Source organism: Nonomuraea sp. NBC_00507 (genome assembly GCF_036013525.1).
Lineage (GTDB): Bacteria > Actinomycetota > Actinomycetes > Streptosporangiales > Streptosporangiaceae > Nonomuraea.
This window is the reverse complement of record NZ_CP107853.1, coordinates 7,874,156-7,893,998: the sequence shown is the minus strand read 5'-3', so window position 1 is coordinate 7,893,998 and position 19,843 is coordinate 7,874,156. Positions and strand designations below refer to the sequence as shown.

Annotated in this window: 18 protein-coding genes and 3 tRNA genes; 8 read left to right on the top strand and 13 right to left on the bottom strand. The window is 71.0% G+C overall.

The features are described from left to right. Nucleotides 1-18: 18 nt before the first annotated feature. Nucleotides 19-1,083, bottom strand: a complete 1,065-nt coding sequence (gene thrC / locus OHA25_RS38010) for a threonine synthase (RefSeq protein WP_327581743.1) — start codon at nt 1,081-1,083, stop codon at nt 19-21. Nucleotides 1,084-1,147: 64 nt separating this feature from the next. Here thrC and OHA25_RS38005 point away from each other — a divergent pair, with 64 nt between their 5' ends. Beyond that, the gene (locus tag OHA25_RS38005) at nt 1,148-2,035 is read left to right on the top strand and encodes a MurR/RpiR family transcriptional regulator (RefSeq protein WP_327581742.1); all 888 of its coding nucleotides are present in this window, start codon (nt 1,148-1,150) and stop codon (nt 2,033-2,035) included. Here the strand turns inward: OHA25_RS38005 and OHA25_RS38000 are convergent. The 6 genes from OHA25_RS38000 to OHA25_RS37975 form a co-directional block, all read right to left on the bottom strand. Further along, nucleotides 2,016-2,546 (bottom strand): GNAT family N-acetyltransferase, encoded by a 531-nt coding sequence (locus OHA25_RS38000; protein WP_327581741.1) that lies wholly within the window; start codon nt 2,544-2,546, stop codon nt 2,016-2,018. The genes OHA25_RS38005 and OHA25_RS38000 overlap by 20 nt on opposite strands. A gap of 41 nt (nt 2,547-2,587) precedes the next feature. After that, nucleotides 2,588-3,154: a helix-turn-helix domain-containing protein gene (locus OHA25_RS37995; protein ID WP_327581740.1), complete on the bottom strand. Its 567-nt coding sequence runs from the start codon at nt 3,152-3,154 to the stop codon at nt 2,588-2,590. A gap of 52 nt (nt 3,155-3,206) precedes the next feature. Next, entirely contained in the window at nt 3,207-4,031 is an 825-nt protein-coding gene (locus tag OHA25_RS37990; protein WP_327581739.1) for a nitroreductase/quinone reductase family protein, read from the bottom strand. Nucleotides 4,032-4,288: 257 nt separating this feature from the next. Further along, nucleotides 4,289-4,361 (bottom strand) — tRNA-Glu (locus OHA25_RS37985). A 9-nt stretch (nt 4,362-4,370) separates the two neighbouring features. Further along, a tRNA-Leu gene (locus OHA25_RS37980) sits at nt 4,371-4,443 on the bottom strand. A 14-nt stretch (nt 4,444-4,457) separates the two neighbouring features. After that, a tRNA-Ala gene (locus tag OHA25_RS37975) sits at nt 4,458-4,528 on the bottom strand. A 368-nt stretch (nt 4,529-4,896) separates the two neighbouring features. Here OHA25_RS37975 and OHA25_RS37970 point away from each other — a divergent pair. From OHA25_RS37970 to OHA25_RS37950, 5 genes are all read left to right on the top strand, one after another. Beyond that, nucleotides 4,897-5,790, top strand: a complete 894-nt coding sequence (locus OHA25_RS37970) for an MIP/aquaporin family protein (protein WP_327581738.1) — start codon at nt 4,897-4,899, stop codon at nt 5,788-5,790. Nucleotides 5,791-5,847: 57 nt separating this feature from the next. Then, nucleotides 5,848-7,071 carry a formaldehyde dehydrogenase, glutathione-independent gene (fdhA, locus tag OHA25_RS37965; RefSeq protein WP_327581737.1) on the top strand — a complete coding sequence of 408 codons (1,224 nt, stop codon included), beginning with the start codon at nt 5,848-5,850 and terminating at the stop codon, nt 7,069-7,071. 91 nt (nt 7,072-7,162) lie between these two features. After that, nucleotides 7,163-7,762: a TetR/AcrR family transcriptional regulator gene (locus OHA25_RS37960; RefSeq protein WP_327581736.1), complete on the top strand. Its 600-nt coding sequence runs from the start codon at nt 7,163-7,165 to the stop codon at nt 7,760-7,762. Between the two features lie 33 nt (nt 7,763-7,795). Next, nucleotides 7,796-8,554 (top strand): MerR family transcriptional regulator, encoded by a 759-nt coding sequence (locus OHA25_RS37955; RefSeq protein ID WP_327581735.1) that lies wholly within the window; start codon nt 7,796-7,798, stop codon nt 8,552-8,554. A 59-nt stretch (nt 8,555-8,613) separates the two neighbouring features. Continuing rightward, nucleotides 8,614-11,388, top strand: coding sequence for a heparinase II/III family protein (locus OHA25_RS37950; protein WP_327581734.1), 2,775 nt, complete (start codon nt 8,614-8,616; stop codon nt 11,386-11,388). 186 nt (nt 11,389-11,574) lie between these two features. Here OHA25_RS37950 and secD read toward each other — a convergent pair whose 3' ends face one another. The 4 genes from secD to OHA25_RS37930 form a co-directional block, all read right to left on the bottom strand. Then, complete coding sequence (gene secD / locus OHA25_RS37945; protein ID WP_327581733.1) at nt 11,575-13,797, bottom strand: protein translocase subunit SecD; 2,223 nt, start codon at nt 13,795-13,797, stop codon at nt 11,575-11,577. A 38-nt stretch (nt 13,798-13,835) separates the two neighbouring features. After that, nucleotides 13,836-14,186, bottom strand: coding sequence for a hypothetical protein (locus OHA25_RS37940; protein WP_327581732.1), 351 nt, complete (start codon nt 14,184-14,186; stop codon nt 13,836-13,838). A 67-nt stretch (nt 14,187-14,253) separates the two neighbouring features. Further along, entirely contained in the window at nt 14,254-14,910 is a 657-nt protein-coding gene (locus OHA25_RS37935) for a response regulator transcription factor (protein WP_327581731.1), read from the bottom strand. After that, nucleotides 14,907-16,040: a sensor histidine kinase gene (locus OHA25_RS37930; RefSeq protein ID WP_327591098.1), complete on the bottom strand. Its 1,134-nt coding sequence runs from the start codon at nt 16,038-16,040 to the stop codon at nt 14,907-14,909. The genes OHA25_RS37935 and OHA25_RS37930 overlap by 4 nt, the downstream gene beginning before the upstream one ends. Nucleotides 16,041-16,165: 125 nt before the next feature. Between OHA25_RS37930 and OHA25_RS37925 the strand changes: the two genes are divergently transcribed. Continuing rightward, on the top strand, nt 16,166-17,278 hold the full coding sequence (locus OHA25_RS37925) for a DUF418 domain-containing protein (RefSeq protein ID WP_327581730.1): 1,113 nt from the start codon (nt 16,166-16,168) through the stop codon (nt 17,276-17,278). 18 nt (nt 17,279-17,296) lie between these two features. On the opposite strand, the gene OHA25_RS37920 is transcribed toward OHA25_RS37925, so the two are convergent. After that, complete coding sequence (locus tag OHA25_RS37920) at nt 17,297-18,229, bottom strand: TauD/TfdA family dioxygenase (protein WP_327581729.1); 933 nt, start codon at nt 18,227-18,229, stop codon at nt 17,297-17,299. Between the two features lie 116 nt (nt 18,230-18,345). Further along, entirely contained in the window at nt 18,346-18,912 is a 567-nt protein-coding gene (locus OHA25_RS37915; RefSeq protein WP_327581728.1) for a TetR/AcrR family transcriptional regulator, read from the bottom strand. A gap of 87 nt (nt 18,913-18,999) precedes the next feature. Here OHA25_RS37915 and OHA25_RS37910 point away from each other — a divergent pair, with 87 nt between their 5' ends. Beyond that, complete coding sequence (locus tag OHA25_RS37910; protein WP_327581727.1) at nt 19,000-19,815, top strand: NAD(P)H-binding protein; 816 nt, start codon at nt 19,000-19,002, stop codon at nt 19,813-19,815. Nucleotides 19,816-19,843: the final 28 nt, after the last annotated feature.

Genomic DNA, 19,843 nt, shown 5'->3' with positions numbered 1-19,843 from the left:
AGTGACTTTGCAGGTAGGTCAGGAAGCCAGGCGCAGAGCGCGGGCCACGTCCGCGGTGACGGCGGAGGTCTCGGTCGTGGTGTAGCCGTCACGCAGGGAGGCGTCGAGGTCCTTCAGGCCGTTGCCGCTGAGCGTGATCACCACGCGCAGGCCCGGCTCCAGCAGGCCACGCGCGTGCTGGTCGAGCAGCCCCGCCACCCCGGCCGCCGAGGCCGGCTCGACGAAGACGCCGTCGCGGCGGGCCAGCTCCCGGTACGCCGCGAAGATCTGCTCGTCGCTCACCGCGGCGATCAGCCCGCCGGACTCCTCGCGCGCGGCGACGGCGCCGTCCCACGTGGCGGGGTTGCCGACGCGGATCGCGCTCGCCTCGGTCCGCGGGTCGGCGACGGGCGCGCCGTGGACCAGCGGCGCCGCGCCCGCCGCCTGGAAACCCCACATGCGCGGCAGCCGGGTCGCCACGCCTGCCTGCTGGTAGACGCGGTAGCCGCCCCAGGTCGCGGTGATGTTGCCGCCGTTGCCCACGGGCAGGCAGTGCACGTCGGGCGCGTCGCCCAGGGCGTCCACGACCTCGTAGGCGACGGTCCGCTGCCCGGCCAGGCGCAGCTCGTTGCCGACGGAGTTGACCAACGCGACCGGGTGGTGGCCGGCCAGCTCGCGGGCGACCCGCAGGCAGTCGTCGAAGGTGCCGTCGATCTCCACGATGCGGGCGCCGTAGCGTACGGCCTGGCTCAGCTTGCCCAGCGCGATCCGGCCCTTGGGGACGAGCACGGCCGCGGACAGGCCGGCGCGGGCGGCGTACGCGGCGGCAGAGGCGCTGGTGTTGCCAGTCGAGGCGCAGATGACGGTCTCGGCGCCGCGCTCGGCCGCCCTGCTGATGGCCACGGTCATGCCGCGGTCCTTGAACGATCCGGTCGGGTTGGCGCCTTCGACCTTCAGCCACACCTCGCAGCCGGTGAGCGAGGACAGGTACGCCGAGCGCAGCAGCGGGGTGTTGCCCTCGTTCAGCGAGACGGCCGGGGTGTCGTCGGTGACGGGCAGCCAGCGCCGGTAACGGCTGTCGATCAAACCATGCCAGGTAGTCATGTCCGCACCGTAACATTTGTTTCGTTAAGGCGCATATATGGGGACTCATGTAACATGTGTCATCATGGAGAACGATCCGGTGGCGAGCCGCCTCAGCGCCGTCTACTCCGAGTTGCCGCCCGGCGAACGTGCGATCGTGCGGGTGCTGCTCGACGACTACCCGTTCGCGGCGCTCGGCTCGCTGCGGGCGCTGGCCGAGCGTGCGGGGGTCAGCCCGCCGACGGCCTCGCGGCTGTTCGACCGGCTCGGATACACCGGGTTCGCCGAGTTCCAAGCCGCCGTCAGAGACGGGGCGCGGGACCGGTCGCGGCTGCTGGAATTCGTCACCGCGCCGGGGGCCGCCAAGAGCGCCACCCGCGAGAGCACGCCCGGCTCTGAGGCGGCCGCACCCGGCGAGACCGGGCCGTCCGAGCTGCGGCGGGCCGCCGACGACCTGCGCTCTGGACTGGACGGCACGCTTGCGACCCTCTCCGAGCCCCTGCTCATGGCCGCGGCGGCGCTGGTGGCCGAGGCCCGCACGGTGTGGGCGCTGGGCGGGCCGCTCAGCGAGCTGGCCGCCGAATACTTGATCCGCCAGCTCGCCAGTCTGCGCTCCGGCGCCCACCGGGTGCCCGGGCCGCCGCAGGCCCGCGCCCGTACCCTGCTGGACCTGGGGCCCTCTGACGTGGTCGCGGCCTACGACTTCCGTCGTTACTCCCCCGCCACCGCCCGGTTCGTGCAGGCCGCCCGTGACCGGGGCGCGCGGCTGCTGCTCGTCACCGACGCCTGGGGCTCGCCGCTGGCCCCACAGGCGGAGGTGCTGGTCAGCCTGCCGCGCGAGGCGGCCGGGCCGATCGCGCCGCTGGCACACGAGATCGCCGTCACCGAGCTGCTGCTCGTCGCCACGGCCGCGCGCCTGTCACCTGCCCAGCGTCTGGCCGACCTCGACGCGCTCACGCAGAGCCTGGGGTGAGCCGCTTGTAGAAGAAGCTGCAGTCCCGCAGCGTTCCGTCAGGGGATCCGGCGTACTCGGGGACGATCCCGTACCGTGTCCAGCCGCCGGTGAGGTAGACGTGCTCGGCGGTGCTGCCGGTCTCGGTGTCCAGGAGCAGCAGGTCAACCCCTGCCTCCAGGGCGGCCTGCTCGGCCGTGGCCAGCAGGGCACGCGACAGACCCTGGCCGCGGGCCTCGCGGTGCACCATGAGCTTGACGATCTCGCCGCGGTGGCGGGCATTGGGCTTGGCGACCAGGGCCAGGCTGACGGTGGCGTTGATGCCGCCGCCGTCGCGGCAGACCCACACCAGGAGGCGCCCGTCGGCCACGGCCGGGGCCTGCGCCCGCCACCAGGCAGCGGCCGCCTCATGATCGAACGGCGCCAGGAAGCCCACAGAGGCGCCGTCGTCCACGGCGTCGACCAGGAGATCGGCCAGGTCCTTCAGGCCGGCGTCGAACTCCTCGGCGGACAGGCGGTCGATGGTGTGCATAGGAGATCCCTCCGCTTTCACGGCAAGCAGCGTGTGACGGTTCACGGCAGGACGATGAGCAGCGCATAACGCGCCGGGTCCGGTCCCGGGCAGCGGAAGCGAGAGGCTCCCCAGAGCCGGAAGCGCAGGCAGTCGCCGGGTGCGAGCGTGTGCGCGCTGCCGTTCGCGGTGATCTCCACCGTGCCCTCCAGCGCCCAGATATGCTGCTCGAGCCCGGGAACCGGGGGTGCGTCGTAGACGATGTCCGCGCCCGGCCGCAGGACGCCTTCGACGACCTCGCCTCGCAGGCCGGGGTGCGGCGGCGATACCGACCTGCGGACGAAGCCCGACTCCTCGTCCCGCCACACCGGCTGGGCCTCGCCCCGCAGCAGCTGCGGCGGCTCGGACTCGACCTCGGCCAGCAGCCGCGACATCGTCTGCTCATACACCGCGCAGAGCTTGTTGAGCAGCGCAGCGGTCGGGCTGATCTCGCCGCGCTCCAGGCGCGACAGGGTCGAGCGGCTGATCGCGGCGCGGCGGGCCAGCTCATCCAGCGACCAGCCGCGCTCCACGCGTAGCTCCGCCAGCCGTTCGGCCAGCCGGGTATCCAGCTCCTCCGCCTGTCTCATATCCGGGAATATATCCCAAATACGGGACACCGGCTTGCGTGATTCCCGGAACCTACGCGCCGTTGAGCAGCGGCACGAGCTGCTCCTCCTCGTAATCCAGGTGCGCCTCGAGCTCCGCGGTGAGCCGGCTGACCTCGCGCGACAGCTCCTCGGGAGCGACGTCGTCGGCCGCGAGCAGCTCCTGGAGTTGTTCGAGGAGTCGCTGGACGACCAGATGCTCGGCCCGCAGCCGCTCGAACACCGCGGCCAGCTCCGGGTGGCGCCCCTCCAGCGCGGGGAACATGAAACCGTCCTCGCGCGAATGGTGCCCGTGCAGACCTTGGCACATGGTCAGGCAGTTGACCCGCAACTGCGCCGTCAGACGGGGCCCCGAGGAGCCGACCTCCTTGCGGAGCACGGCCAATTCCTTGCGGAAAGCGTCGTGAATCTTCTTGAGGGCGTCGCCCATGCGCCCGGCCGGCGGCCCGTGGTCGATCGGGACGAGCGCGACCACCGGCAGGATCCGGCCGGAACCGGTCTGGTACGTGCCCCAACCCGGCTCTTGCTCGACCGCGCGGGCGAACAGGCGATCCCGTTCCTCGCCTTCCAGGACGACCGCTTTGGCCTGGTAGGTGAAGCTGCCGTCTTCCACGGTGACCTGCGGGTTGGCGCGCAGGTTGTGGTACCAGGCCGGGTGCGCGGGCGCGCCGCCGGCCGACGCGATGATGAGGATGCGCTCGCCATCGGGCAGGTAGCCGAGCGGGGTCGTACGGCGTGCGCCGGTCTTCGCGCCGACGGTCGTCAGCAGGAGCAGCCTGGCTCCCTCGAAGGGGCCGCCGACCCGGCCCTGATTGGCGCGGAACTCGTCGATGATCTGCTGGTTGAAGTCAATGGGCATGCGTGTTTACTCCAGGCGGGGATGTGTCGATGACAACGAAAACCCGCGCGGAATGCCGAAGGGAACGACGGGTCGACTACACCGCCGAAGGCATGGAACGACGCGCGGGGGCTGCGTGCTCAGGCACGACCGATGAAGGTAGTCACGGTGTCATCCCCCTTGATTCGGCGCCTCCATGCCACCGCCGTCCACCCGGCCGGCGTCACGCGACGCGACCGCTATTACACGATCTACCGCGAAAACTGTCAAGCTCGTCGTACCCCGTACCGGACTCGAACCGGCGATTTCCCGGTTGAAAGCCGGGCGTCCTGACCGCTGGACCAACGGGGCGCGCATGCGTACGTCCGGCGGGATTCGAACCCGCACCGTCCGGTACCTGAGACCGGTGCCTCTGCCGTTGGGCTACGGACGCTTATATTCCTGGCGTGGACCGACGGGATCTCGAAACCCGAATTCCTGCTTGCAAGGCAGGTATGATGCCTTTTCACCATCAGCCCGAAGATAAAGAGAAAGGCCGCCCGGAGGTGTCCCTGGCGGCCTTTGGATCCTCCCCCGCGAGGATTATCCCGAGGCCGGCCCGATAAGCGCGCAGCCGAACACCGCGGCTCGGCGGCACAGACGCCGTTCCCGCTCCAGTGCACCGGCTGCGTAGCACATGGCCTGGCCTTCCTGACATTCCTGCGTTCGACGTGAACCACGGTAGCCCCGGTATGCCGCGAATGCCACTTATTTATTGTCGGCTCGGTGCCTTGCGGTCACGACACCGTGCCGTGACCCGGCTTTTGCCGCCCTGCCCCGGGAGCCGTCGCAGTCACCGGGTTATATTCGAATATTGGGAGGAAACCACCGTCATCGGGGGTTCGCGATGGTTGGTGACCTGCCGCGGCGGCTTGTCGCGGAAGCCATCGGAACGATGTTGCTCGTCCTCTTCGGCGCCGGCTCGGTCGTGGCGGCCCTGGTCTTCGGCGACGGTCAGCTGACCTACGCCGGGCTCGGCTTCATCGCGCTGTCGTTCGCCGTGGTCGTCGCGATCGTCATCTACGCGTTCGGCAACACGTCGGGAGCCCACATCAATCCCGCGGTGACCATCGCTCTGGCCGCGGGGCGCCGGTTCCCGTGGGCCGAGGTGCCGTTCTACATCGTTGCCCAGCTCGTCGGCGCGTTCGCCGGGGCGCTGCTCATCGTGGGCGGATTCGGCCGGCGCGCGATCGATCCGGGCGGTGTCGGGCTGACCCAGCTCGGCGTGGGTGTGAACTATGCACAGGGAATCTTGCTCGAAGCGCTCGGCACGTTCCTGCTGCTGCTCACGATCATGGCGATGGCGGTCGACCGCCGGGCGCCGGCCGGCTGGGCCGGGCTGATGATCGGACTGGCGGTGGCGGGCGAGATCTTCGTGCTGGGCCCGTCGACGAACGGCTCGGTCAACCCGGCTCGAACCTTCGGCCCATACCTGGCCAACAGCTTGTTCGGCGGCGACACGCCCTGGGCGCAGATCGGCGTCTACCTCGCCGGGCCGATCATCGGCGCGGTGCTGGCGGTCGTCGTGTACGACGTGGTCGCCCGCCCGGCCCGCGAACTGCCCGAGACGGCCGCGCAAGGGGCATCCGGGGAGATCACGGGTGCCAGGGAGCCGCAGGCCGAGGCCGTCCGGCAGGAGCTCGCCGGTCAGGTTCCCGGGGCCCGTGCGCCGCAGGACGACCAGATCAGGGACCGCGTGGGACACGCCCGCTGGCGCTGGCGTCCCGGCGGGAGGAGGTGATCCATGAGCCCGTGACCGATCGTACGTCCGCCACTTCCGAGCAAGGGAGAGATCACCATGCCTGGCAACAGGGGAGTCACATATGAAGGCCCAGGCAAGGTCGAGGTACGCGAGACCGACTATCCCGAATTCGAGCTCAAAGACGGCCCGGGCGTGAACCCGGCCAACGTCGGCCGCAAGCTGCCGCACGCCGCGATACTCAAAACGGTCGCGACGAACATCTGCGGCAGCGACCAGCACATGGTCCGCGGCCGCACCACGGCGCCCCCGGGGCTGGTCCTCGGTCATGAGATCACCGGTGAGGTCGTCGAGACCGGTCCCGATGTGGAGTTCGTCAAGACCGGCGACCTCGTGTCCGTGCCGTTCAACATCGCCTGCGGCCGCTGCCGCAACTGCAAGGAGGGCAAGACCGGAGTCTGCGAGAACGTCAACCCGGACCGTCCCGGCTCGGCGTACGGCTACGTCGACATGGGCGGCTGGGTCGGCGGGCAGGCCGAGTACGTCCTTGTTCCCTACGCCGACTGGAACCTGCTGAAGTTTCCCGACAAGGACCGGGCGATGGAGAAGATCCTCGACCTGGCCATGCTCGCGGACATCTTCCCGACCGGGTTCCACGGCTGTGTGAGCGCGGGAGTGCAGCCGGGCTCGAGCGTCTACATCGCCGGCGCCGGCCCGGTCGGGCTGGCCGCGGCCGCCTCGGCGTTCCTGCTCGGAGCCGCCGTGGTCATCGTCGCGGACCTGAACAAGGAGCGCCTCGACCAGGCGCACAGCTTCGGCTGCGAGACCATCAACGTCGCCCTGGGCGAGCCGAAGGACCAGATCCTGCACATTCTCGGCGAACCGGAGGTGGACTGCGCCGTCGACGCGGTCGGCTTCGAGGCGCGCGGTCACGGCCACGAGTCGGAGGTGGAGCGTCCCGCCACCGTGCTCAACTCGCTCATGGACGTCACCAGGGCAGGTGGCGCGCTCGGCATCCCAGGCCTGTACGTGACGGGCGATCCCGGTGCGGCGGACGAGGCCGCCAAGCAGGGGTCGCTGTCCATCCGGATAGGCCTCGGCTGGGCGAAGTCGCACAGTTTCGTCACCGGCCAGTGCCCCGTCATGCGGTACAACCGCCAGCTCATGATGGCGATCCTGCACGACCGAGTGCAGATCGCGAAGGCGGTCAACGCCACCCCGCTCCCGCTCGACCAGGCGCCGCGGGGATACCACGAATTCGATGAGGGGGCTGCCCGCAAGTACGTGCTCGATCCGCACGGCAAGCTCAGCAGAACGTCCTGACCACACAGCCGCCGGCGACCCGCGCGCCCGGCGGGTCGCCGGCGACACGTGACGCAACGTATCGTCTCGTCAGTGTGGTAGGATGCCGGGCATGCCCAAGCAGCCCGACCCCGCCCGCCGCAACGAGCGATCCCGGCAGGCCATCCTCACCGCCGCCCGCGAGCTGGTCTCCGAGGTGGGATACGCCAAGCTGTCGATCGAGGCCATCGCCGCACGGGCCGGTGTGGGCAAGCAGACCATCTACCGATGGTGGCCCTCCAAGGGGGCGGTGATCTTCGACTCGTTCCTGGCGCTGAGCGAGGTGGGCCCCGAGGAGAGCGTGGCGCTGCCCGACACGGGCGACCTCGAGGCAGATCTCAAGGTCGTGATGCGCGCGACGGTGGCCGAGTTCGCCGATCCGGCGTTCGAAGCGCCCATCCGGGCGCTCAACACCGAGATCATCAACGATCCCGGCCTCGCCGCCCAATACCGCGAGAAGCTGGCCGGCCCGGTCGACGAGGCCAAGAAGGCCCGGCTGCGCAGCGCGCAGCGGGCCGGGCAGATCCGCGCGGACGCCGACCTCGACCTGGCGCTGGAGCTGCTGTACGCCCCTCTCTCCCAGCGCTGGCTGCTCCGCTCCGGCCCGCTGACCCCCGAATACGCCGACGCGCTCGTCGACCTCTTCCTCCAGGCCATGAGACCCCCGGTTTGACCGTGACGCGACGTCAACGTCTTTACTGGTGACATGCGGATCGGAGAGCTCGCCGCGCTGCTCGGAGTGTCCACCCGGACGGTGCGTTACTACCACCACCAGGGCGTCCTGCCCGAGCCGCCCCGCCTGGCCAACGGCTACCGCGAGTACGGCATGCGCGACGCCATCGCCCTGGCCCGCGTCCGCCGCCTCGTCGCGCTCGGGCTGAGCCTGGACGAGGCGCGCGACGTCATCGCCGAGGACCGGTCCAGGGAGCTGCCCGAGATCCTCGCCGAGATCGACGCCGACCTGGCCAGGCAGGAGCAGGAGATCCGGGACCGGCGGCGGCGCCTGGCCCAGGTGCTCCAGCGGGCCGAGGCCGGGACGCTGGGCCCGCAGGACACCGCCTCGCCCGATCTGCTGGCGTTCCTGAAGGCGGTCGACCTGCCCTCCTCGCAGGCGGCGGCCTGGGATCGCGAGCTGCTGGTGCTGATGGACACCGTGGCGGCGGCGCCCGAGCGGAAACGCGCCTTCACGATGCTCGACGCGCTCGCCGCCGATCCCGAGCTGACGGCGCGCGGCCACGAGTTCTACCGCAGGCTCGACGAGCTGGCCGGCGCCGAGCCCGACGACCCGCGGATCGCGCCGCTTGCGGCGGAGCTCGCCGAGTACAGCCTGCGGCACCTGATGACCAACGGTGCGCCGATCGGACCCGAGTGGGACGCCGAGACGATGGAGCCGTTCCTCGACGGGCTCGCCCCCGCCCAGGCGGAGGTGATCCGGCAGGTGGTCCGGCACATCGCCGGCCGCTGAAGGCGGCCTCCTGCGCCCGACATACCGCGGACATACCGGGAACCCCTACTTTGGCGTGCATGTATCCCTCGTGGCGGCGGCTCGCCGTCCTTATTCTGTTCGCCGCGTTCCTGGTGCCGGCCCCTCCGGCCGCCGCGGCGGCGTTGTCCGATGCGGGCTTCTTCGGCAGGTGGAGCGCCGGAGCCTGGACGGTGGGGCCGCGACTGAACTACGCGCACGCGGGCCTCAAGCCCGTGGAGAGCGCGGTGATGGCGGGCGACTACGCGCTGGCCAAGCAGCGGCTGCTGGATTACTATCGCGCGCGCCCGGGCATCGAGGCGGGCAGCTTCTCGCACACCACCTGGCCGGGCGCACTCGAGCTGACCGCCAGCCACATATGGACGCTGGGATCGGGCGAGGCCTACATCAAGACGCTGACCTTCGGCCCGGGGGAAAAGACGGTCACGGCAGACGTCACGAGCAGCATCACCAGCGGCAAGCCCGGATTCTTCCTGATGAGCCGCTACAAGGACGCGGTCATCGCCCTCATCAACAGCAGGAGCAAGGGGTCGGGCAAGCCCACCCTCCGCCTGACCCTGGCCGATGGGTCGGTGAAGACCCTTCACCCCACGCACGACACCTACATCTGGGCGGCCCACCCGGCCGGCGTGTACGGCACCAAGTACTACATGCAGGTCAGCGACCAGGGCACCGGGCCGTTCACCGACGAGACGCGCAAGGCGTACCTGCGGTTCGACCTCGACGGCGTCACCGGCGTGAAGAAAGCGGAGCTGACGCTGACCGGCACGGCCGACACCGCGAAGGACATCATGCTGTACGGCAACGCCGCGACCTTCGACGAGGCCATCCGCACCTGGTCCAACACTATCCAGAACACGTTCTCGTGGGAGGGCGACCCCGGCGGCTTCGACTGGAAGCTCCCCGGCGGTGTCGACAAGGGGTATCGCATCGCCGACGACGAGTTTCTCTACCAGCTGCCCCGCTTCTTCTTCGCCGGCCCGCTGGCCCTGGAGTACCAGAAGACGGGCAACGAGCAGTACGCCCGCACGCTCATCGGCCTGATGACCGACTTCATCAAGGACGCCGACGCCTACGACGCCGATCAGGGCGCCGGTTCCTATCCGGGCAACCTGCACGCCGCGCGGCGCCTGCACAACTGGATCGCGGCCTACGAGATTCTGCGCAAGAGCCCGTCGCTGACCGCTGACGCCAACGTCGCGATCCTCAAGACGATGAACCGGGCGGGCCTGTACCTGCAGGAGAACGTCAACGCCACGCCGAACAAGATGCAGTCGCAGAAGATCACGCTGCTGCACAACTCCATCTACTTCCCGGAGTTCCGCGCGGCGTCGGCGTGGCGGACCAACGCCGCCAACTTTCTGTCGACCCAGCTCAACGACTCGACCTACGCCGACGGCGGCTACAAGGAGTCCACGGACGCCTACCTGCGGGGCTACCTCAGCCAGTACGTGGACGTCGTCGCCTACATGCAGCGCAACGGCATCGCGTTCACCGCGACCGCCAAGCTGCGACAGTTGGCCCGCTTCCTCATGGACCAGAGCTATCCCAGCGGGTACGGCCCGGCCTACGGCGACAGCGACTCCCTCGACCTGCGCAGCACTCTCAGGAAGCTGGGCCAGCTGCTCAACGACCCCGAACTCCTCTACGTCGGCACCTCCGGCACGTCGGGCGAGAAGCCGGCGCACACATCCGTCCTCTACCCGGACACCCGGGTCGCGGTCTCCCGCTCCGGCTGGACCGCCGACGACTCCCACCTCCGGATCAACGCCGACCGCGGCAACCACAGCCATCCGGACGAGCTGGCGATCACCGCTTATGCATACGGTCGGCCACTCCTGCCCGACATGGGCACCTTCACCTACAGCACGGACGCGCACGCGGAATGGCTGCGGAAAACCACGGAGGCGCACAACACGATCGAGATCGACGACAAGCCGCAGGTCTCGACGGCGGCGGGCGGGATCTCGCATCTGATCACCAACCCCGCCTTCGACCTGATCGGCGCGAACACTGAGAGCTCCGCCGGTGTTCGCCACGAGCGATCCGTCCTGTCGCTGCACTCGGGCCTGTGGGTGGTCTCCGACCGGCTCAAGCCGGTGGACACCGCCGCCACGCACCGCTACGAGCAGAACTGGCACTTCGCCTCGGACGCCAAGCCCTCGATCCGCTCCGGGACGGAGGCCACGACCACCGCCTTCGCGACGGGTGCGAACCTGACGATCGTCCCCGCCGACCCGGCCGAGGTCGCCTCCACCCTGCGCGACGGCTACTACGCACCGCGGTTCTACTCGATGGAGAACGCGAAGTACGTCTCCTACGTCAAGACGGGCGCAACCGGCCAGAAAACCTTCGACACCCTCCTGGTGCCGTCGAAGGGCGCGGCCGACACGTCCGTGACGGTGGAACGTCTCCCCGTGGGCACCATCCCGTCGTACCAGGCGACAGCCCTCAGCTTGAACGGCGGCGCAGGGGTCTACTACAAGTCCTGGACGTCGAAGACGCCGCGCGCGTTCGGGTCCTACGTCTTCGACGGCAAGCTGCTCTACGCCGACGCCGGGTCGATCGTGATGGTGGACGGCTCGTCGGTCGAACGTGCCGGCGCGACCCTGGTCAAGGCGCCGGCCGCGGTCACGGACCTGGCCGTGACCTTCGGCGGGGACGGCACCGTACACATCGACGGCAGCGGGCTGACCGCGAGCACCGACCCGGCCAAGGCCATCGCGATCGCGGCGCCCAATGCCGCCAAAGTGATCCTCAACGGCAAGGTCGTTCCCTTCGAACGCGCGGGCGCGCTCATCTACGCGGCCGCCTGAAGGAGAACTCCGGCCCGGATCGTCGCGCTGCCCGACCCGCGGCAGGCGTCCGCCGGCGCGCCAGCCTCGGCCAACCCCCCGCGCCCCTGCTCCGCGACTCCTCAGGAGGCGCGGGCGGGGGCACGGAAGGTGGCACACACAGCGCGGCCAGGGCCCAAGGGTGGGCGACGCGCTATGCCCCGTGGATCAGACCACCGCCCCGGTGCCCGTACGGTCGCGTGGCGCGGTGCGCCTGGCCGGCGGAGCGGGTGGACGGCGGTCGAACCGGGCCAGCACGACGGCCGCCGGACCGGCCACGAACGCCGACGACAGCGTCCCCATGACGATCCCGGCCACCAGCGACATGGCGAAGTCCCGCAGCGAGTCCCCGCCGAAGACCATCAACGCCATCAGGATGAACAACGCGCCCAGCCCGGTGTTGACCGTCCGCGGCAACGTCTGCACGATCGCCCCGTCGACCGCCGCCACCAACCCCCGCTGGGAGGTCCACAACTCCCGCACCCGGTCGAACACCACGACCTTGTCGTTGACCGAATACCCGACAATCGTCAGCATCGCCGCCACGAAGATCCCGTCGATCGGCTTGCCCAGCCATGCGAACAACCCGACCACGACGGTCACGTCCACCAGCAGTGCCAGCACCGCCGCCGCCCCGAACGTCCACCGGAACCGGACCGCCAGATACACCAGCTGCATGGCCACGGCCACCCCGAGCGCGACGAGGGCGTTACGCCGCAGCTCCTCGCCCAGGCTGGGCCCGATGAACTCCTCGCGCGTCTTGCTCACCTCGCCGCCGTGCGGCTCCAGCGCGTGCTCGATCCGGGCCGCCTCCTCCAGCCCGAGCCGCGCCGCCCGTACCGTGACACCGTCGTCCGTGGACTGCACCACCGCCGAGGTGACCCCGGCCCGCGTCACCGCCTGCCCGGCGACGTCTGCGGGGACCGGCTTGGACGTGGCGAACTCCACGAGCCGCCCGCCGGTGAACTCCACGCCGACGTTCAGCCCGCGAACCAGCAACCCGGCCACGGCCACCACCGCCAGCCCGCCGGCGATCGCCAGCCACACCCTCCTGGCGGCCATGAGCCGCGGCTTCCTGCGCGCCAGCCAGGTCCTGACCACGCCCTGCGCGGCCAGCCCGGACGCGCGCGGCCCGATCCTGCCGATGACACCCTGGACGAGCACACGGGTGATCAGCATGGCGGAGATCAGCGAGGCGAGCACGCCGATCGCCAGCGTCACGCCGAAGCCCTTGACCGGTCCCGAGGCCAGCCAGAACAGCAGCCCGGCCGCGATCAGGGTGGTGACGTTGGAGTCGGCGATCGCGCTCCACGCGTTCTTGAACCCCAGGTCCAAGGCCCGCCTCAGCCCGCGCCGGGAGTCGTGCTCCTCCCTGGCCCGCTCGAAAACCAGCACGTTGGCGTCGATGGCCATGCCGATCGCCAGCACGAACCCGGCCAGCCCCGGCAGCGTGAACGTCGCCCCCATCGCCACCAGCGCCGCGTACGAGATCAGCCCGTAGCAGGCCAGCGCCACCGCCGCGAGCAGCCCGGACACCCGGTAGACCGCCACGATGAACACGGCGGTCACCAGTAGCCCGGCCACCGCCGCCTTGGCACTGGCGTCGATGGCCTCCGCGCCGAGCGTCGGTCCGACCGTACGCTGCTCCACCAGGGCCAGCGGGACGGGCAGCGCCCCGCCCTTGATGAGCACGGCCAGATCGCGGGCCTCCTCGTGGGTGAACGACCCGGTGATGTCCGCGCGGGCGCCCGGGATGCCGGTACGGCACGGGATCGACGGATCCAGCGGCGGCGAGGAGATGATCTCCGCGTCGAGCACGATGGCGATCCTGCGCTTGGGATCGCCCTGCGGCTCGCACGCCGCCGCCCCGGTCAGCCGCTGCCAGGCGTTGGCGTCGCGGAAATCGATGGTCACCCACCAGCCGGGACCACGCTGGGGATCGCTCTGCTCGACCGCATCGGCCACGCCGTCGCCGGTGATGGCCGCGGGACCGAGCGTGAGCAGATCGCCGTTCTCGTCGCGTACCCCTGAAGGATCGCCGGCGCCGAGGACAGGATGGAAAGCCAGCTGCGCGGTCCGGCCGATCACCTCGGCCGCCTGGCGCGGGTCGAGTACGCCGGGCAGCTCGACGATGATCCGCTTCTCGCCGGAGCGGACCAGGGTGGGATCGACCACGCCGAGTGCGTCCGCCCGCTGGCGGAGCACGTCGAGTGCGCGGTCGGTGGCCGCCGCGTCGGCCTTGACGGTCGGCGAGTTCTTCGCCTCGAACACGAGTTGGGTGCCGCCGCGCAGGTCCAGGCCCAGGCGCGGAGCGGTGGTGAGAGCAAGAGCTAATGAGATCGCGATGACGACAAGCGCCGCCACCGCACGCCAAACAGGCGCACGGTACATGAAGCCTCCACAGGCTCAGATGTGCAGAAAAGGGAATCTCAGAACCCTGTGGAGGGAGGCCCGCGCGCCGGCGCCGCAACGGGCCGGCGGCCGGCCGGAGCGTCCGTGCCTGAGCGCGCGACGACAGCGGCCCACGCGTACGCCGGATACGGCAGGCCTGACGGGAGCACGGTGGGTCCGGCCGGACCCACCAGGCCGAGCAGGCCGTGCCGGACCTGCATCGTGGTGTGGCGATACGGCTCCTGGCCGAGCCCCGGCTGCTCCTGCGCCCGCCAGGCCGCCACCACGTGCGCGACCGGGACGTGCTGCTGGGCCGGCTTGGCGGGGGTGGTCGCAGGCAGGAACCAGGACAGCAGGAGGAGCAACGCGACGGGCAGCCTGGTCCGCACCGTCCCCTCCTCTGATCGCCGTGTGCCCTCACCGTAGCGCGCCGGGGCGGCAGGAGAGAGTGGAGTTTTACCCGTCGCCCATCAAGCGGCTCTCCCACGCCCAGGAAGCGATTCCGACGCGGTTGCGTACGCCGAGCTTGAGCTGGATGGCGGAGACGTGGCCTTTGACGGTGCTGAGCGAGATGAACAGCTCGGCGGCGATCTCCTGGTTGGTGCGGCCCCTGGCGATCGCCCGGACCACCTCGATCTCCCGCTCCGACAGCGGCTGCGCGGGCCGGCGGGCGGGCGGCGTCCCGCCTGCCCTCACGTGGCGCAGCAGCCGCAGCGTGATCGACGGCGAGATCAACGCGTCGCCGGCGTTCGCCGCTCGCACAGCCTCCACGAGCAGGGCCGGGCCCGCGTCCTTCAACACGAAGCCGACCGCGCCGCCGCGGAGCGCGCCGTAGACGTACTCGTCGAGGTCGAACGTGGTCACCACCACCACGCGCAGCGGCGCGGGCACGCCGGGCCCGGCCAGGGCGCGGGTGACCTCGATGCCGTCCGTGTGCGGCATCTGGACGTCCACCAGGCACACGTCGGGGCGCAGCCGCCGGGCCAGAGCGATGGCCTGGTCGCCGTCGGCGGCCTCGGCGACGACGCTGATGTCGGGCTGGTCCTCCAGGATGACACGCAAGCTGGCGCGGACCATGGCCTGGTCGTCGGCCAGCAGGACGCTGATCGTCATCGGTGCTCCCGCCTGCCGGGCAGGGGCAGGGTGGCCAGGACGGTCCAGCCGTTGCCCGGGCGGGGTCCTGCGTGCAGCGTGCCGCCCAGGGCCTCCAGGCGTTCGCGCATGCCGAGCAGGCCGTATGCGCCGCGGCGGTTCTGGTGCCTGGCCGGGACCGGCGCGCCGTCGTCGGAGACCTCGACGGTGACGGCGTCGCCGTTGCGGGCCACCGTGACGTGGACGGAGCGGGCCTGCCAGGCGTGGCGGGATACGTTGGTCAGCGACTCCTGGACGACGCGGTAGACGGTGCTGGTCACTTCGGGCGGCCAGTCCGGCTCGTCCTCGGGCAACCGGAGGCGTATGGCGGGGCCGTCGAACCGGGCGGCCAGGTCGGCCAGGCCCTCGGAGTGGGGCGTGGGCGAGTCGCCGGCCTCACGCAGCAGCGTGACGAGGCGGCGCGTGGCGGCCAGAGCATCGGTACCGGCGGTTTCGATGCCGGTCAGGGAGCTGTCCAGGCGTCCGGGCTGCTTGCGGGCGAGGACCTGGGCGGCCTGGGCCTGCAGGACGATGCCGGTGACGTGGTGGGCGACAACGTCGTGCAGCTCCCGGGCGAGCTGGAGGCGCTCGTGGCGGCGTACGTTGCCGGCGATGGTCCGGTTGCGGGCGGCCAGCAGCCGCGAGGACAGGCCGATCGTGACTCCGGCGATCCATCCGCCGGCGTTGAGCATCGTCACGGGCGGCAGGGCGGAGGCGGGCACGCCAGAGGTGAGCAGGCTGCCGGCCGCCACCGCGAGCCCTCCGGCCGCGATCGCGCCGGCCGCGACGGCGGGCAGCGTGCTGACCGCCGAGCCGACCAGCACGGACAGGGCGAGCGCCATGGCGGGGCCGGGCTCGGCGGGAAGATCGGCGTACCAGGAGACCAAGATGGCGCCGGTTGCGACCGCCAGGCCGCCGGCCGCCGCCGACGCCCTGCGGCGCCGGCGCACCAAGGCCAGCCCGCACACCACCGCCCCTGCGGCGCAGCCGAACTGCCAGTAGCCGCCGCCCCAGGTGTCCGCGATCCGGCAGGCGGTGAAGGCCAGCAACACGGCGAACACGCCGCCGAGCACGGCTCCGTCTGGGTGGACGCGCAGTTGATCCCGGTCCATCACGCCGATCAGGGTAGGAGGTCGCCGCCCTTCCGGTGAACCGGCCGAAAGTATGGTCTCGGCCGCCGGGAACCCTGCTTTCGACCCGTACCGCCGCGGTGCCGGGATCCGCAGGATGAGGCCCCATGCCACGAGAAGACCTCCCCCCGCCACCGCACCCCGGCGGCCCTCCCCTCCATCCCACTCACGCCGAGGGCCAGGCGGGCCATCCCGGCCTTGCGCAGGGCGCCATCGGATACCCACGCCGCCCGGAGGACCCCACACCCGGACCGGTTTCCGGGCGGCCGCGGATCGCCGCGCTCGACGCCATCCGGGGGTTCGCCCTGTGCGGCGTCCTGATCGCCAACGTCGTGCCGATCGCCAACGTCGGGAACGCCGCCGTGGCGGCCGCGCCGGCGGGCGGGAAGAGCGACTGGCTGGGCATGCTCGTCCACCAGCGCTTCTTTCCGATCTTCTCCCTCCTCTTCGGCGTCGGATTCTCGCTGCTGCTCGACTCCGCCGGGCAGCGCGTCCCCCGGCCCCGCCTGCTCCTGCTGCGCCGGCTCCTGGTGCTGCTCGCCATCGGCCTGGCCCACATGTTCCTGCTGTGGTGGGGCGACATCCTGACCGTCTACGCCCTGGTGGGACTGGTGGTCCTGCTGCCGTCGACCTGGCTGCCGCGCTGGGCCGTGGCCGGGCTGGCCGCCGCGCTGATCGCGACGTCGCTGATCGTCCAGGGCGGGCACTACTCGCTGGTGCCCGGTCTGTTCCTGCTCGGCTCGGCGCTGACCAGGTACGGCGTGATCGGCCGGATCGAGCGGGCCACGTGGGGCCCCGCCGTGTCGTGCCTGGCCTTCGCAGCCGCGGCGGCGCCTTTCCTGTGGGCGCAGATCAGCACGGGCAACACTCTCTCGTTCACCGTGTCCGGGCTCCTGCTGGCAGGCGCGTACTTCTGCGGGCTGGCGGCCCTGCTCAGAACCCCGTTGCGGCCGGTGCTGCAAGCCGCCTTCGCGCCGCTGGGACGGATGGCGCTCACCAACTACCTGACCGCCACGCTCCTCGTCCGGGCGGTGGCCCGTCTCATGGACGGCCCGCCGGCGGAGTGGCCCGCCACGACGGTGCTGATGATCGCCGGCGGCATCCTCGCCGTCCAGTGGCTGTGGTCCACGCTCTGGCTGCGGCGATACCGGCAGGGACCGCTCGAATGGCTCTGGCGCTGGGCCACCTGGGGGCGCCGCCCGCTCCTGCACCTCCCTTAACGAGCGCGGCAGGACCGACTACGCCGTCGTCTCGAGCCGGGGCGCGTCGATGGTGAGCCACAGGCGCAGCAGGTGGCGGCGGCGCTCCGGCTCCGGGTGGTCCTCGTAGGCCGTGCGGCTGTGCAGGACGACATGGTTGTTGAGAAACTGCATGTCGCCGGCCCGTAGATCCATGGTGAGGGCGAAACGTGGGTCGTTGGTCAGCCGGTCGAGGAGGTCCATCGCCTCCTCCTGCGCGTGGGTGAACGGTGGCACGTGGGCGCCGCGCTGGGCCGAGCGCAGGTAGTCGGGTCCGTACGAGACGGACAACCGGCCGCCCGCGCGGGGAACGCAGATCGGCTTGGTGAAGAAGCTGTCGGGGCCGTCGCCGGTGCGCCGGTCGTGCCACCACGGCAGGTAGAGCAGCTCCGCCAGGCCCGGACGGGTCCGCACCATCTCGTTGTGCACCGCCACGGAGCTGACGATGGCGCTGAGGCCCCCGGCTTTGGCCGGCCGCACGCACAGGAGCGCCACGATGTCGGTGGGGTCGCTGTGGTAGCCGAGCCTCCCGCTGTGCTCGTAGCTCCTGGTCCGCGCCTGCACCGGGTCGGCGCCCGTGTCTCGTACGTGCATGAGGGGTGCTTGGTCCGGGCCCTGCGGGACGATGCCGCCGACGTGGCACGCGAGGCCGAGCGCGGCGATCTCGCACTGCCGCTCGCTCATTCCTTCGGTCGGCACCCCCTGGATCAGCACGAACCCGCGGCCGTCCACGAGCTCCTCGCGCGCGCCCCGCAGGACGGGGCCGAGCGTCGGCAGCGGGAAGCTCTCGCGGGTGATCTCGCCCGGCGCCGCGTGTACGGCGGCCAGCACTTCCTGCCGATGTCCCTCGTCGAGCGTGACCCGCCAGGCGTCGCTGTCACGGATCTCCGCGCCCAGCCACTCCCCCGGTCCCAGCACCTGCGCGATGGTCATCGTCCACGCACCACCTCTCCGTCAGCGATCTGTGGGATCACCATGCCGCCCGCCGGCGCCTGTCGCACCCCCTCATCGCCCACGGCGGAACGTCTTCACCCACAGCGCAAGCGCGGTCAGGCCAAGGAGTCGATCCAGCGTTCGAGGCGGCGGCCCTCCATCTCCATGAGGGCCGGGTCGCGGAAGGTGTTGGTCAGCAGGGAGATGCCCTGGTAGGCCGCCATCAGGGCGACCGCCAGCTCGCGTGCGTCCTTGCGCCCCATGGCGGCGAACTGCCGTTCCATCCAGTCGAGCAGCTCTCCCATGACCTTGGCGATCGCGCGGTCGAGGCCGTCGTCGCGTTTGTCGAGCTCGGAGGCGAGGGTGCCGGTGGGGCAGCCGTACTTGGCCGCGAGGTCGCGCTGCTCGACCCAGCCGTGCACGAGGGCCTTGAGTCGCTCCTGCGGGGTGGGGAGTCTTTCCAAGGTGGCGATCATCGATTCGAGGTGGTGGCCGTGCGCGGCGATGGCGGCCTCGATGAGCTGGTCCTTGGTCTTGAAGTAGTAGTAGACGTTGCCCACCGGGACGTCGGCCGCACGGGCGATGTCGGCGAGGGTCGTCTTCTCGACTCCCTGCTCGTGCAGCACCCGCACGGCGGCGCCGGCCAGGCGGTCGCGCTTCCCCGACCGTGTTGAGTTAGTCACCTGACTCACTATAGACAAGCACCCCGGTCGCTCGCTATGGTCTCGGGACTAAGTCAGCCAACTAACTTACTTCGCGGAGGTAGAGAGATGATCGTTGTCACGGGTGCGACGGGCAAGGTCGGTGGAGAGCTGGTCCGGCTGCTCGCCGCCGCGGGCGAGCAGGTGACCGCGGTCTCCCGGCGGCCCGCGCCGCTTCCCGAGGGTGTCCGCCACAGCGCGGGCGACCTGGGCGAGCCGGCCGGGTTGAAGGCCGCCTTCGACGGCGCCGACGCGTTGTTCCTGCTCGTCGCCGGGCAGGAACCGCAGGCCGTCCTGGAGGCCGCCGCGGCCGGCGGGGTCCGGCGGGTGGTCCTGCTCTCGTCGCAGGGCGCCGGGACCCGGCCGGAGGCGTACGGCCACCCCGTGGCCTTCGAGGAGGCTGTTCGCGGGTCGGGGCTGGAGTGGACGATCCTGCGGCCGGGCGGTTTCGACTCCAACGCTCTGGCGTGGGCCGAGCCGATCCGCGCCCACCGTACGGCGGCCGCGCCGTTCGGCGACGTCGCGCTGCCGACCGTCGACCCGGGCGACATCGCGGAGGTCGCGGCCGTGGTGCTGCGGGAGGGCGGGCACGCGGGACGTACGTACACGCTCACCGGGCCGCAAGCGGTGAGCCCGCGCGAACGTGCCGCGGCGATCGGGGCGGCGCTGGGTGAGGAGGTGCGGTTCGTGGAGCAGAGCCGGGAGGAGGCACGCGAGCAGATGCTGCGGGTCATGCCGGAGCCGGTCGTCGAGGGCACCCTTGCCATCCTGGGCACGCCGACCGTTGAAGAGCAGCAGGTCAGCCCGGACGTGGAGCGGATCCTGGGCCGTGTGCCGCGTGCCTTCGCCGACTGGGCCGCCCGCAACGTCGCCGCCTTCCGATGACCGCCCCGCCTCGAGTCCTCACCATGAG

Bases quoted from the DNA above. Each gene is read 5' to 3' on its own strand.
- OHA25_RS37950 (WP_327581734.1), top strand. From the start codon at position 8,614: ATGTATCCCTCGTGGCGGCGGCTCGCCGTCCTTATTCTGTTCGCCGCG.
- secD (WP_327581733.1), bottom strand. From the start codon at position 13,797: ATGTACCGTGCGCCTGTTTGGCGTGCGGTGGCGGCGCTTGTCGTCATC.
- OHA25_RS37925 (WP_327581730.1), top strand. From the start codon at position 16,166: ATGCCACGAGAAGACCTCCCCCCGCCACCGCACCCCGGCGGCCCTCCC.
- OHA25_RS37930 (WP_327591098.1), bottom strand. From the start codon at position 16,040: ATGGACCGGGATCAACTGCGCGTCCACCCAGACGGAGCCGTGCTCGGC.
- OHA25_RS37955 (WP_327581735.1), top strand. From the start codon at position 7,796: ATGCGGATCGGAGAGCTCGCCGCGCTGCTCGGAGTGTCCACCCGGACG.
- thrC (WP_327581743.1), bottom strand. From the start codon at position 1,083: ATGACTACCTGGCATGGTTTGATCGACAGCCGTTACCGGCGCTGGCTG.
- OHA25_RS37920 (WP_327581729.1), bottom strand. From the start codon at position 18,229: ATGACCATCGCGCAGGTGCTGGGACCGGGGGAGTGGCTGGGCGCGGAG.
- OHA25_RS37995 (WP_327581740.1), bottom strand. From the start codon at position 3,154: ATGAGACAGGCGGAGGAGCTGGATACCCGGCTGGCCGAACGGCTGGCG.
- OHA25_RS37960 (WP_327581736.1), top strand. From the start codon at position 7,163: ATGCCCAAGCAGCCCGACCCCGCCCGCCGCAACGAGCGATCCCGGCAG.
- fdhA (WP_327581737.1), top strand. From the start codon at position 5,848: ATGCCTGGCAACAGGGGAGTCACATATGAAGGCCCAGGCAAGGTCGAG.
- OHA25_RS37935 (WP_327581731.1), bottom strand. From the start codon at position 14,910: ATGACGATCAGCGTCCTGCTGGCCGACGACCAGGCCATGGTCCGCGCC.
- OHA25_RS37910 (WP_327581727.1), top strand. From the start codon at position 19,000: ATGATCGTTGTCACGGGTGCGACGGGCAAGGTCGGTGGAGAGCTGGTC.
- OHA25_RS38000 (WP_327581741.1), bottom strand. From the start codon at position 2,546: ATGCACACCATCGACCGCCTGTCCGCCGAGGAGTTCGACGCCGGCCTG.
- OHA25_RS38005 (WP_327581742.1), top strand. From the start codon at position 1,148: ATGGAGAACGATCCGGTGGCGAGCCGCCTCAGCGCCGTCTACTCCGAG.
- OHA25_RS37970 (WP_327581738.1), top strand. From the start codon at position 4,897: ATGGTTGGTGACCTGCCGCGGCGGCTTGTCGCGGAAGCCATCGGAACG.
- OHA25_RS37990 (WP_327581739.1), bottom strand. From the start codon at position 4,031: ATGCCCATTGACTTCAACCAGCAGATCATCGACGAGTTCCGCGCCAAT.